At 41.6% G+C, this 11,696-nt stretch carries 9 protein-coding genes and 5 tRNA genes; 3 read left to right on the top strand and 11 right to left on the bottom strand.

Translation table 11 applies throughout. The features are described from left to right. Nucleotides 1-190: 190 nt before the first annotated feature. The 6 genes from B5F71_RS07400 to B5F71_RS07425 all read right to left on the bottom strand — a co-directional run bounded on the left by B5F71_RS07400 (nt 191) and on the right by B5F71_RS07425 (nt 5,487). Nucleotides 191-910 (bottom strand): lysophospholipid acyltransferase family protein, encoded by a 720-nt coding sequence (locus B5F71_RS07400; RefSeq protein WP_022040164.1) that lies wholly within the window; start codon nt 908-910, stop codon nt 191-193. Between the two features lie 81 nt (nt 911-991). Further along, a complete protein-coding gene (locus B5F71_RS07405) occupies nt 992-2,188 on the bottom strand; it encodes a metallophosphoesterase (protein ID WP_087208832.1) in 1,197 nt (398 codons plus the stop codon). Nucleotides 2,189-2,204: 16 nt separating this feature from the next. Beyond that, nucleotides 2,205-3,104: a vitamin B12 dependent-methionine synthase activation domain-containing protein gene (locus B5F71_RS07410; protein ID WP_087208834.1), complete on the bottom strand. Its 900-nt coding sequence runs from the start codon at nt 3,102-3,104 to the stop codon at nt 2,205-2,207. An 8-nt stretch (nt 3,105-3,112) separates the two neighbouring features. Beyond that, nucleotides 3,113-4,453, bottom strand: a complete 1,341-nt coding sequence (locus B5F71_RS07415; protein WP_087208838.1) for a dihydroorotase — start codon at nt 4,451-4,453, stop codon at nt 3,113-3,115. Nucleotides 4,454-4,529: 76 nt separating this feature from the next. Beyond that, entirely contained in the window at nt 4,530-4,721 is a 192-nt protein-coding gene (locus tag B5F71_RS07420) for a hypothetical protein (protein ID WP_158098056.1), read from the bottom strand. A 25-nt stretch (nt 4,722-4,746) separates the two neighbouring features. Beyond that, the gene (locus B5F71_RS07425; protein WP_087208842.1) at nt 4,747-5,487 is read right to left on the bottom strand and encodes a polyprenol monophosphomannose synthase; all 741 of its coding nucleotides are present in this window, start codon (nt 5,485-5,487) and stop codon (nt 4,747-4,749) included. Nucleotides 5,488-5,675: 188 nt separating this feature from the next. Here B5F71_RS07425 and B5F71_RS07430 point away from each other — a divergent pair. Next, a tRNA-Lys gene (locus tag B5F71_RS07430) sits at nt 5,676-5,748 on the top strand. A 46-nt stretch (nt 5,749-5,794) separates the two neighbouring features. Next, nucleotides 5,795-5,867 (top strand) — tRNA-Lys (locus tag B5F71_RS07435). Between the two features lie 308 nt (nt 5,868-6,175). Here the strand turns inward: B5F71_RS07435 and B5F71_RS07440 are convergent. The 4 genes from B5F71_RS07440 to B5F71_RS07455 form a co-directional block, all read right to left on the bottom strand. Then, a tRNA-Arg gene (locus B5F71_RS07440) sits at nt 6,176-6,249 on the bottom strand. A 30-nt stretch (nt 6,250-6,279) separates the two neighbouring features. After that, nucleotides 6,280-6,353, bottom strand: a tRNA-Arg gene (locus tag B5F71_RS07445). A 28-nt stretch (nt 6,354-6,381) separates the two neighbouring features. After that, nucleotides 6,382-6,455 (bottom strand) — tRNA-Arg (locus B5F71_RS07450). A gap of 81 nt (nt 6,456-6,536) precedes the next feature. Further along, nucleotides 6,537-8,840 carry a patatin-like phospholipase family protein gene (locus tag B5F71_RS07455; RefSeq protein ID WP_206423829.1) on the bottom strand — a complete coding sequence of 768 codons (2,304 nt, stop codon included), beginning with the start codon at nt 8,838-8,840 and terminating at the stop codon, nt 6,537-6,539. A 166-nt stretch (nt 8,841-9,006) separates the two neighbouring features. Here B5F71_RS07455 and B5F71_RS07460 point away from each other — a divergent pair, with 166 nt between their 5' ends. Then, a complete protein-coding gene (locus B5F71_RS07460; protein ID WP_022038694.1) occupies nt 9,007-9,519 on the top strand; it encodes a PepSY-like domain-containing protein in 513 nt (170 codons plus the stop codon). 81 nt (nt 9,520-9,600) lie between these two features. Here the strand turns inward: B5F71_RS07460 and htpG are convergent, their stop codons facing one another. Beyond that, complete coding sequence (gene htpG / locus B5F71_RS07465; protein WP_087208844.1) at nt 9,601-11,652, bottom strand: molecular chaperone HtpG; 2,052 nt, start codon at nt 11,650-11,652, stop codon at nt 9,601-9,603. Between the last annotated feature and the right edge of the window lie 44 nt (nt 11,653-11,696).

Genomic DNA, 11,696 nt, shown 5'->3' on the forward strand with positions numbered 1-11,696 from the left:
AGCTGTTTTGAATTTCTCCAAAAAGTTTTTCTTGGCTTGATGTATCTGTTTTCGTGTGTGCTTTGGGCGATTTTTTGGTCCTTTTCGCTCCTGTTCTTCGTCAGATAGCTCGCTATCTTCCTCATCACAGAAGCGAAAATGCCTCAAAAACTCATCCCAAATCATCGCACGATAAATTCAAAACAGCTTCTTACTTTAAGTCTTTTTCTATTTCTTTATACGATTCTGTCATCAACATTTGCAAGTTTTCTTCTCCTTTTTTGCCGATAGGATAGATTGGTGTGTGTATGGTGAGCTTCATAGGATGCCAGGAGAGCAATTTGCCTGTACGTGGCAGAATCTGGAAAGAACCGTTGATAGTCATCGGAACGACAGGCATTTGTAACTGGTCGGCAATGAAGAAAGCTCCTTTCTTGAAAGCATTCATCTTTCCGGTATAGGTGCGGGCTCCTTCCGGGAAGACCATCAATGACGTTCCTCCCTGTAGCACTTTTTCTGCTTGTTTGATGGTTTCGTATATCTTTCTCGGACTGGATTTGTCGACGAAGATAAAGCCGGCTGATTCACATGCTTTCCCGACAAATGGTATTTTCCGTAAGCTTTTTTTCATCATCCATTTAAAGTTACGTCCCAAGAATCCATAAATCAGGAATATATCGAATGCTCCTTGATGATTGGCTACAAAGACATACGAGGTGTTTTTGTCCAGTACCTCATGTCCTTCTACTTTTACGGGGAGCAAAAACAGAAAACAGGTCAGTTGTGACCAAAGTTTTCCGGGGTAATATCCCCAAAAATGTCCGTTTCCTAACCAGCATCCTAGCATTGTGGTTAGGGCTGTCAGGATAGTGGCTACTACGAAAATCGGTAATCCAATGCAGATTTGGTAGATGATGTAAATGAGTCTCATGTTTATGATTTTTAAGTTTATAAATCTTTTTAGGTTGAATGTGTTCCGGTATCGTTTTTTTGTGTCTGTAATCTTTTTATTTTATTGTCTGTTTTTGAGGGTAATGACCGTTATTTCAGGCCATGCACCAAGGCGCATGGGGAACATGACGAAGCCCAGGCCTACATTGACATAAAGGCCGCGTCCGTTTTCCAGATACATGCCCCGATGTTCCGGATAGACAAATTTGGAGAAGGAAAATCCGAACAGATTAACCTGCATGTCATGAGTATGACCGGCAAGCATAAGCTGGACATCTGTTTCGGGCAAAACATTGCGTTTCCAGTGTGTGGGATCGTGACTGAGCAAAATTTTGAACATTCCATCGGTATGCTGTAATGCTTTAGGAAGATTCCCCCGATTAGGAAAGGGAGGGTTCCCACTGTTCTCGACACCTGCTATTGCAATGGAGTCATTGCCTCTATACAAGATGCGATGTTCATTCATCAGTACCTCCCATCCCATTTGTTTTTCTCTGCAAATGAGGGTGTCGATATTTGCCAGGCGCTCAGCTTCGCTGTCCCAATGTGTGTATGTGGCATAATCGTGGTTGCCCAGCACGGCATATACTCCGTCTTTGGCATGTAACTGAGATAGAATAGTCATAAAAGGTTTCATCTCGTCAGCACGGCTATTTACCAAATCACCGGTAAAGGCGACCAGGTCTGGATATTGGGCATTGCATAATGTCACGGCACGTTGCAAGGCTTCACCATGGTCGTCCCAACTTCCTGTATGAATATCGGATAATTGTAAGATCCGATAGCCGTTAAAAGCATCGGGGAGGTCGGGAGATATGAAAGTGACTTTGTTGACTTGGAAAAACTCTTTTCCGAAAGCAGCCCCGAATACGATGTAAATGCAGGTAATAAGTGCTGCTGATGACGGGATACAGATTCTTGCAAGTCTGTATAAATGTACGATGGATAATGGCATCGGCTTCTTGATGAAGCATTGAACAGACTTTTTACAAAGATAAATCAGTAAGTCGCACAGCATGAATACCATTTTGGGAACAGCTATGCATAATGCTACAATCAGGTAAATGCCGAAAGCATGCTGAAAAGAGTCGCGGAAAGAAACAAAAACAAGCAGGGCTAGCAGCAAACAGATGCTTGGCATCCACCAGAGTTTTCTTATCCATTGTTTTGCGCAATACTTGATATGGAATCTGTAAATATACCAATCGGGCAATAACAGCAAGATTAAGAAGAATAATGAAATGCGTAATATAATCATATCAGTCGGGATGTTGTTATAAATTGGCGGTTAAAAATTTGCGTAAATAATTGCTGTCCATGCCTCGTCGTGTCGCGTAATCAGCCAATTGGTGTTCATCGATTTTTCCTATGGAAAAATAGTGTGATTGTGGATGTGCGAACATCAGTCCACATACCGATGCATGTGGTCGCATCATGCCGTTTTCGGTAAGATGGATGCCGATTTTGTTCATGTCAATCAGCGTGTTAAGTAAAAACGTTACCGATAGGTCTGGAAGTGAAGGATAGCCTACTGCCGGGCGGATACCTTGATATTCTCCATTCAGCAGTTGCTTGTGGGTCAAATGTTCGTCTTTGGCATATCCCCAAATTTCTTTCCGAATGGTTTCGTGTAGTTTTTCAGCAGCAGCTTCAGCCAGACGCTCGTTTAAGGTCTGTACAAGCAAGTGCTGATAGGCATCGTTTGCGTAGCTTTTTTCAAAAGTATTATCAACGGTGGTGGCAAATGCCCCCACCGTATCGACAATTCCTTGTGACAATGGACGTACAAAATCGCTTAAACAGAGAAATGGAGCGTTGGGATGTATCCGTGTCTGTTGACGGAGCAGAGGGAACCTGGTTCCGTCTAGTAATAAATCATCACCATCAGCATTGGCATCCATGAGCCTGTATATTGCCTGTATCTTGCACTTTTCATCCATGTGTCTCAGCAGGCGTTGGGCTTCGTTATACAGAAGTATGGCTTCGGTAGCTTTAGCTGTATCTGTTTGTGGAAAATTTGCCGCCCATCTCGTCTGGCAGGTGTCACATCCAGCTATGTCTGCTATTGCAGCAAACCGAGGCTGGAATCCCCACGCATGGAAAAAATAGATCCAGTTGATATAACCGGCTAAATCCTGGATTGTATAGCTGACAGTGGTATTTGCAATTTTCATACGTTTTTTTATCGGTTAAAACGGAGTGGTTCTCCTCGATATGCTTCATTTACTTGTCCATCGGTATATACTAAATTCCCGTTGACAAATGTCTTTTCCACTTTTGTATGGAAAGTTTGGCCTTCATACGGACTCCACCCGCATTTGCTCAATATGCAGTCTTTGGTAACAGTCCATTCTGCTTCCGGATTCAGGATAACCAAATCGGCTTTATAGCCCGGGCGGATGTAACCTCGTTTGTCTATCTGGAACAAATCAGCAGGTGTATGGCACATTTTATTTACCATTTGTTCTATAGTGAATATACCTTGTCTTACCAATTCCATCATGCAATTCAGTGAAAATTGGATGGATGGCATGCCGGAGGCTGCTTTTAGTGCTCCCCCTTCTTTTTCCGAAAGCAGATGAGGGGCATGGTCTGTCGCTATGACATCAATAAGGTTTGTGCGTAAGGCCCGGTGCAAAGCTTCACGATCCTTGAATGTCTTGACACTCGGATTACATTTGATGCGTGCCCCATAATTGCTGTAATCGTCTTCGCAGAACATCAAATGTGAAACACATGCTTCTGACGTTATTTGTTTCTGCGAAACCGGAAGGTCCGTAAACAAGCTCAACTCGCGGGCAGTGCTGAGATGGAGTACATGTAGCCTTGCTCCTGTTTCTTGTGCCAGAAGTACTGCTTCTTTCGTCGATTCCCAACACGCTGCTTCGCTTCTGATACGGGAATGGTATTTGATGTCGGGATCTTCTCCAAATTTCATTTTGGCAAGTTCCGTGTTCCATTCAATGATTTCAGGATTCTCACAATGTGTGGCGATTAAGATGGGAGCAGCTTGAAATATTCGTTTCAATGACTCTCTTTTTTCTACCAGCATATTGCCTGTGCTGGCTCCCATAAAGAGTTTTATGCCACATACGCGTGTCTTGTCTAATTGGGAAAACAAATCAGTGTTGTCATTGGTTGCCCCAAAGTAGAAAGAATAATTGACAATGCTTTTTTGTGAAGCAAGGTTGAATTTTTCTTCTAACGCTTCGATTGTGACGGTCTGAGGCTTGCAGTTGGGCATATCCATGAAAGAAGTGACACCTCCTGCTGCAGCTGCAGAACTTTCTGTAGCTATATCAGCCTTATGTGTCAGACCGGGTTCGCGAAAATGTACATGGTCGTCAATAACTCCCGGAATCAGGTAATATCCGTTGGCATCGATGACTCTGTCACATTTTGTTTGGGGTTCAGGATTGCCTTTTATTACCGCATAAATCAATTCATCTTCAACAATGACCGTACCAACGTATTTTTCTCCTTCGTTTACGATGGTTGCATTTTTGATACAAATCCGCATAATATTTATATTTTTATTAAAGGTTTCTCAAATGAAGAGCCTGTATCTTTCCAGTAAAAAATCACAGATGAATGTTTCTTTACTGGGAAATATATGAACGTTTAGAAGCTGTTTTGAATTTCTCCAAAAAGTTTTTCTTGGCTTGATGTATCCGTTTTCGTGTGTGCTTTGGGCGATTTTTTGGTCCTTTCCGCTCCTGTTCTTCGTCAGATAGCCCGCTATCTTCCTCATCACAGAAGCGAAAATGCCTCAAAAACTCATCCCAAATCATCGCACGATAAATTCAAAACAGCTTCTTAAATTTGGGGATAAGACTTAAACAGACTGTCCCATTTTAAACGGATAACTCCGAATACAGCCTCACCAAATATACTGCTGTTCATCTTTGAAGTCCCTAATTCGCGATTGACGAAAATGACAGGCACTTCTTTGATTTTACACCCGCATTTATACGCTGTAAATTTCATTTCAATTTGGAATGCGTATCCTTTAAAACGTATTTTATCGAGTGGAATGGTTTCTAGTGCATGCCGGCGGTAACACTTGAATCCGGCAGTCGTGTCGTGAATCGGAAGTCCGGTTACAATTCTTACGTATTTGGATGCGAAGTATGACATGAGCACTCTTCCCATGGGCCAGTTAACCACATTGACTCCACTGATATACCGCGAACCAATGGCAATGTCGAATCCTTCGGTATGACATGCTTGATATAAGCGTGGCAAATCATTCGGGCTGTGACTGAAGTCTGCATCCATTTCGAATATGTAGTCGTATTGATGTGCTATGGCCCATTTAAATCCAGTTATGTAGGCAGTACCTAAACCTAATTTCCCTTTTCGTTCAATGATGAAAAGACGATCTGGAAATTCTTTTTGGAGTGTGTGTACAATCTTTGCTGTACCATCGGGTGAATTGTCATCGATGATAAGAATATGGAAACATTTTTCTAAAGTAAATACTGCACGAATAATGTTTTCAATGTTTTCTTTTTCGTTGTAAGTTGGTATGATTACAACACTATCACTTGTCTGCATGTACGTTTTTGTTTTTTTATTATGCAAAGATAAATAATGAGTGTGATTATGCATGCATGAAAAGTAAAAAATGGAATGTAAAAACATACTTTTTGATGAAAATATAGTTTTCTTGAAAAAAATGTGTGTGATTGTTTGGCAGATTCAAATAAAGGTCGTACATTTGCACCCGCAAACGAGAAAGAAACGCACTCTTAGCTCAGTTGGTAGAGCAACTGACTCTTAATCAGTGGGTCCAGGGTTCGAATCCCTGAGGGTGTACTTCTGGAAAGTTTGCACGGGAGATTTGACATTTATAGTTATGGATGCACTCTTAGCTCAGTTGGTAGAGCAACTGACTCTTAATCAGTGGGTCCAGGGTTCGAATCCCTGAGGGTGTACCTGTAGAAGAGCAATCTTATAAACTGATAACCGACAGGTTATAGTGAAAGATTGCTCTTTTTTGTTATGTGGATATCTGTAGCTTGGTATAAAATGTGAGATCATGAAAAGACAACAATTCAAGTAGGTCTTTTGATGAACATAAGTGAGTCGGCTGTTTCACATAAGTAACCCGGGTGTTTCACATAAGTGAGTCAGTCGTATCACTTATGTTCGTTTGAGTGGCTCGGTGTCAGGTTGGGTTCGAATTGAACAAGGGTGGGGGTGCACAAAAAATCCATCTCCTGAAAGAAGATGGATTTTTGTGTGACCGCGACAGGATTCAAACCTGTAACCGGCTGATCCGTAGTCAGCTACTCTATTCAGTTGAGCTACGCGGCCATCATTGGAAATTCTATTTATCATGAAGTGTGATCGCGACAGGATTCAAACCTGTAACCGGCTGATCCGTAGTCAGCTACTCTATTCAGTTGAGCTACGCGACCATTCTTTCACGTGTCATTCTTGAGAGTGTGACCGCGACAGGATTCAAACCTGTAACCGGCTGATCCGTAGTCAGCTACTCTATTCAGTTGAGCTACGCGGCCATCTCTTTTTGTTTGACGGGTGCAAAGGTATATACTTCTTGGATAATATGCAAATTTTGAAGCGATTTTTTTTCTGTTTTTTTATTCTATGAATCGTGTATTGAATATCTGCCAACCCAATGTAAGACCGAAATTCCAATTTTTAGTCGGTGAACTATAATGATTTACGTAAGCACTGATGGAACCGAAGGGTAGTTTCACTACTAAAGAAATTTCCCCCAGATATTCTATTCGGCTGAATAATTTCCCATAATATGCTTGGGACTGGTCGTCACGGAGTATCGGAAAGATTGGCGCAAATCCATACAGTTCTGCCCGCGCATGGAATACTGGCGTAAACTGATAGATGGGCATAATACCCGCTCCGATGAACTGATTGGCGCGAAATGCTTCGTTGTAGGTGATTTTGCTGTGGGCGGTGGGGGAAAATTCTCCTGCTTGCATTAGGGTGGCTGTATAATTATGGCTGAAGTTTCGTGACGAATAATAGGCATGGATGTAGTTGCCTAATATAAATTTAGGCGATAGCGCATAATAACGTTCCATTTTATACGACAATTGTAGCCAGGATTGTTCGTATTTATAGTCTCCATTGTAGGGATCTACACTAGAACCTGCCTCATAGCGTTCGCGGCCAGTATAAATGTTTGCAACAAGACGTTCGCGCCGTCCGGCCGTAGCATACTGGCGGCTATTTAATGTGTTTCCTTCAAGTGCTACCGAGCCGCCAAAAATCATATAATGACTTTTATCATTCAGGTCATTGTTGAAATCAATGACGTTCTTTTGGAAATATTCATCTTGTAAATCACCCAATCCAATGCCGAATTCTACCTTTTGCCGTGTAAGAAAAGGCATTGACACCAATAGTTTCACAAACTTTTCACGTTTCTTGCTGAATACAGGTGAATTGCCTTTTGTAAATAGCTTTTCCTGCTTGAAATAATCGAAAGAAGAAAGCGAACCTATCAGTCTGACAGATGTCGGCAGGTGAGAAGGCAAGTCAATCCGTCCCGAGACTTGCAGGTTGTTGTATATCTGTCCCAACTGTGCATCCAGAGATACTTCTTTCGAATAGTTGTTCAAATTTTGATAAGTAGCACCTACATAAATCTGGTTAGAACCGTTTGAGCCTACGTTGCCCCCTGCACGAAGGGTAAGGTCGTCTTCTATTTTCACTTTCAGGTACAGGTCGAATGTGTGATCAGAGGCATTATATATGGCATGGGGGATAATTTCGGAAATCATGTTATCGGTCATCAGCCGGAAATATCCCTTTCGCAAATCTTCCAGTGTAAACACCTCCTTGTCTGAAGAATGAAACTCTTTGCGGATATAACGTTTTTGCTGTTCATTGGCACCGTCGATTTCTATCCGGCGGAAGCGAAATTCAGGCATCCGGTTTTTATAGGCAATGCGCTCCCGTTCCAACTGGCGATAATTGACGCGGCGTGATATACGCATTTTTATCGAATCCATCAGTTGGATAGTCCGGTTATAACCAATATCATGCAACTCATCAAAACGGTCAAAATCCATCAAGTTGACATCGGTATATTTAAATGTCATTAAAATGCCCAGCGAATCGGGGATGGAATAATCTGTTTTTTGCATAATCATGTTTTCCAATTGTCCCATCAAGTCTCCTTCTTTCGGTTTTCCCGGATTAGAGCTAACCACACTGCCTATCATAATGTCAGGATGGAAGTCATCCATCATGACATTGGTTGGGAAATTGTTATAAATACCTCCATCGTATGCCAATACAGAATCGATTTCGATGGGTTTGAACATGGCGGGGAAACTCATTGAGGCACGCACGGCATCGCCCAAATCTCCTTTGCTGAAAATAATGGGACGTTTGTTATACACATCCGAAGCCACACAGCGAAAGGGAATAAATAATTGATTGAAATCTCCGTGACACGATGCTGTGGCCTGACCGAAGAGTTGAAGGAAGGCTAAATTCATTTGCAGCGGATCAACCACACTGGAAGGCAAAAACTGGGCTTTTACTTTGTGAAGGGGATTTTTGAGTGAAACCCGTACATTAATAAATTCAGGGGTTGGAGGATTTTTCTTGAAATAATATATGTATTTTTCTTCCATTCCTCCCGTATACCAACGTTTGAAATCATCCGATTTCAATAATTTTTCCATGTCATCGGGCGAGTAACCCATGGCATAAAGTGCCCCTATAATAGCTCCCATCGAAGTTCCCGTCACATAATCTATCGGAATATTGTTTTCCTCTAAAGCACGGATGACACCTATATGGGTCAATCCTTTTGCTCCTCCGCCGCTTAAAACTAACCCGATTTTCTGTGACTTCATCGGTAAGATGCATAGAAAAAGGTATATCAGGATTAAATGTATTTTATTCATCGTATAATCTATAGTTGTTTTAGGTTAGCCAAAGATAGATAAAAAAAACTTTAAGCCGAAATAAATCGTCTATTTTTGCAAAATGAAAAAGAATTCAGAATCTTTTCAGAATTCTTCGGTAATTTTGTCGTATCAAAACAAATTCAGTTTATAAAAGCGCAAGAATATGAAAAATAAGTGGAAATTTTATGTGTTGCCTGCTTTAGCTGTTGCAGGTGCATTCGTGTTTCAGAGTTGTGATGATGACGATGATTTGAAAATGTCGGATATTCCTCAAACCGTACAGCAAAACTTCCAAAGCCAATATCCCAATGTACAGTGGGTAGAATGGGAGGCTGAATGGGGAAATTACAAGGCAGATTTCTTTTTCAATGGGACAGTGGCAGAATGGGAACTTGACTTGAATACGCAGGCGGAAGCCTGGTATTCGCAGGAAGGAGAATGGCTTCGTACAGAATTTAATGTGGAAAATTATTACTTCAATCCATCGGCTACTGATGTCATTCCGCAAGCTGTACGTGAAACCATTAGTAATATTGCAGGAGGAAGACAGGTAGAAGATGTTGACCGCGTAGATATGCCAGGCGGTATTAACGGTGACTATTTTGATGTGGAAATTGAAAATGAACCGAATGATATTTACGTGAAAATCGGATTCGATGGCACGCAATTGCAATAAAAAATGCGCCCTACACATATAAAGATGTATGTGTAGGGCGATTTTTCTTAAAAGAAGAATATCAATTTGATGGAAACATCTTTAAATCAATTCAACGCTACGTTTCACGAAGTTCGTTAACGCTTCGCCTTTCAGCATTCCGTTTTGCAACAAAGCCAAGTCGATAAGTTGGTGAACAATCTTGTTATCTGTTGCATACCGGTTGATAATGCTGTCTTTTTCTTGTTTCTTTTCGTCCAGTTTCTTGTCGATATCTTTCAATTCATCTTTTTCTGCTGTCGGGATTTCCTCGTCTTTCTTGCCTTCGTGAGCCTTACGGAGTTCTCCTTCACGCAATTTCAATGTGGCGATTTCACCTTCTACAGGAACCAGTTGTTCGGCACAAGCCGATTCTGTGTCATTCAAAACTTGTTTGATGAGTTTATGGTCGCTATTCAGAACCAGATTGAACATATCCGGCATTTCACCGTAAAAGCTCATGCCCGGCTGGATGTTTGCCATTTCTTTCATACGGCGCATGTATTCTGATTGTGTGATGACAATCGGAGCGGCAGTTTCGCCCATGGGTTGAGTCTCTACATGGAACTCGGTTTTTTGCAGTTTGGGCAGTTGTCCGTTGAATACTGTGGCCAATATCTGCCGTTTGTCTTCTGCTAATGCTTCTCCTTTTTGGTCTTCTTTTACAATCAGACGGTCAATCACGTCACTATCTACACGTGTGAAACGACTTTTTTCAAGTTTCTGTTCCAACATGTTGACCATCGGGACATCCAGTTGCCCGTCAAGTAACAATACGCTGTAGCCCTTGTTCTTAGCTGTATCGACATACGTATATTGTTCGTCGATATTGTTAGCATATAAGTATATCAGGTTGCCTTCTTTGTCGGTCTGGTTGTCTTTTATCAATGTCTGGTATTCGTCGAATGTGTAGTACTTGCCTTCCGTATCTTTGAAGAGGGCAAACTTGTTTGCCTTTTCATAGAAATCTTCTTGCGTCAGCATACCATAATTGATGAAGATTTTCAAATCGTCCCATTTTTCTTCAAATTCTTTGCGGTCGTTTTTGAAGATAGACTGTAGACGGTCGGCTACTTTCTTTGTGATATACGTAGAAATCTTTTTCACGTTCGAATCACTTTGCAAGTACGAGCGTGATACGTTTAACGGGATGTCCGGTGAATCGATTACGCCATGCAGTAAGGTCAGGAAGTCAGGAACGATTCCTTCTACAGAGTCGGTTACGTATACTTGGTTGCAATAGAGTTGGATTTTGTTCCGTTGCAACTCGATGTTGCTTTTAATTTTCGGGAAATACAGCACACCGGTCAGGTTAAACGGATAGTCTACGTTCAGATGAATCCAGAATAGTGGCTCGTCTGACATTGGATACAAGTCGCGGTAGAATTTCTTATAATCTTCGTCTTTCAATTCGCTTGGCTTCTTGGTCCAAATAGGACAAGTGTCATTGATGACATTGTCTTCTTCTGTATCTACCTGTTTGCCGTCTTTCCACTCTTTTTTCTTTCCGAAAGCTACCGGAACAGGCAAGAAACGACAGTACTTGGTCAGCAGGTTTTGAATGCGTGATTCCTCGATAAACTCCTTGCAGTCATCATCAATGTGTAAAATAATGTCGGTACCCCGGTCATTCCGTTCGGCATCTTCCAGTGTGAACTCTGGACTTCCATCGCATGTCCATTTTACAGACTGGGCATTTTCTTTATAAGAACGGGTAATGAGTTCAACTTTTTTGGCAACCATAAAGGCTGAATAGAAACCTAACCCGAAATGTCCGATGATGGCATTCGCGTCGTTTTTGTATTTTTCAAGAAAATCGTTGGCTCCCGAAAAAGCAATCTGGTTGATGTATTTGTCGATTTCTTCGGCAGTCAGTCCCAATCCACGGTCGGAAATGGTGATGGTACCTTGCTCCTTATTCACACTGACATGAATGGTCAAGTCACCCAATTCTCCTTTGAAATCGCCTGTAGCAGCTAACGTCTTCAGCTTTTGAGTAGCATCAACAGCATTCGACACCAGTTCACGCAGGAAAATTTCGTGATCGCTGTACAGGAACTTTTTGATGATGGGGAATATGTTCTCTGTTGTAACCCCAATATTACCTTTTTGCATATAATTATAGTTTTAATGATAATCAAAAATCCATTTCAGTACTG

This window comes from Bacteroides sp. An269, assembly GCF_002159755.1.
GTDB classification, from domain to species: domain Bacteria; phylum Bacteroidota; class Bacteroidia; order Bacteroidales; family Bacteroidaceae; genus Phocaeicola; species Phocaeicola intestinalis.